The organism is Streptomyces sp. CNT372 (assembly GCF_000377145.1).
Window position 1 is genome coordinate 1 of sequence record NZ_KB897815.1, and the last position, 1,169, is coordinate 1,169.

General features: G+C 75.8%; 2 protein-coding genes. One reads left to right on the forward strand and one right to left on the reverse strand.

Annotated features, from left to right (window positions below; translation table 11 throughout):
• On the forward strand, positions 1 to 371 hold a 371-nt coding region (locus tag C593_RS30820; protein WP_037747569.1), incomplete at its 5' end, for a hypothetical protein.
• 7 nt (positions 372 to 378) lie between these two features.
• Here the strand turns inward: C593_RS30820 and C593_RS0128495 are convergent.
• Positions 379 to 1,104 carry a hypothetical protein gene (locus C593_RS0128495; RefSeq protein ID WP_018850720.1) on the reverse strand — a complete coding sequence of 242 codons (726 nt, stop codon included), beginning with the start codon at positions 1,102 to 1,104 and terminating at the stop codon, positions 379 to 381.
• Positions 1,105 to 1,169: the final 65 nt, after the last annotated feature.

Sequence of the window (1,169 nt, forward strand, 5' to 3'; positions counted from 1 at the left end):
CCCGTGTCCCGCCGTACGTCCACGCCAGGCTCACGGAGCGGGCCGCTGAGCACGGGACGACCCTCTCCGCCCTGGTGGCGTCGCTCCTGACGGCCGCCGTGGACGACGACGGCGGCGACGGGCCCGCCCCGAGGGTCGACGGCCCTCTGGTCGCCGCTGTGCGCCTCGCCCTGGAGGAGGGCGAGGAGGGCGACGCCGACGCGCGCACCGAGGTCCACCGGGAGTTGTGTCTCCTGCTGGCGAGGACGGTGGAGCGGAGAGAGCCCGGATACCTGTCGGCCATCACCCCGCTCCACCGGGCGCTGACGGCCGCCGCCCCGTCCCCGGCGGACCAGGCGATGACCCGGATGCTCGCCGGTCTCCGCCTGTGAGGGGCGGTCAGGCGTCGACGTCCACCAGCTCCATCACGGAGGCGAGGAGCGCGGCCATGTCGACGTCGGGTTCGACGTCGGCCGCAATCGCAGCGTCGGCCGCCGCCTGCTCCTCCGCGTCGGCCGCCTCGCGCTCCAGGACGACGAGAGCAGCGGCGACCGCGTCCGCCGTCACCGGCTGCCCGGCGTCATGCCGGCCGTTCCGCGCCCAGTGCCACACGGTCGACTTCGACACCCGCAGGAGACGGGCCACGGTGGAGAGGCTGAACCCTGCCGCGACCATCGTCCGGGCCGCGTCGACCCGCTCCCGCTGCTCCTGGGCGTACTGCTCGGCGTAGCTGCGGCCGTCGGCCCCGTACGGGAACCCGAGGTCGGCCAGAGCGCGGCTGAGGACCGCGTCCGGCTGCTCCTCCGCCGGGACCGCGTCCCGGAACCGGTCGGCGGCCCGGCCCGGGTCGTCTGCAATCAGCGCGGCGACAGCGGCCTTCCACGGCCAGTAGACGGCCGCGTACCAGCGTTCCCGGTGCTCCCGGCGCTCCCCGGGGGAGAGGCCGGGAGGCGGCGGCGGTGTCCTCGGCGCCCACCGTCGGCGCGGGGGCCAGGCTTCCAGGCTCCCCCCGGTGACCTTCCACAGGGTGAGGGTGTCCGGGTCGGCCGGGTCGGGCACGGCGTACGTGCCATCTGGGAGCGTCGGGAGCTTCGGGCGGGCGGCGATCTGCGCGGCGGAGGCCATGCGTGTCCTCGTCTATGTCAGGGCCGGTCGAACGGACACGCCCCGGGGGTGGCGTCGTGGAGGGG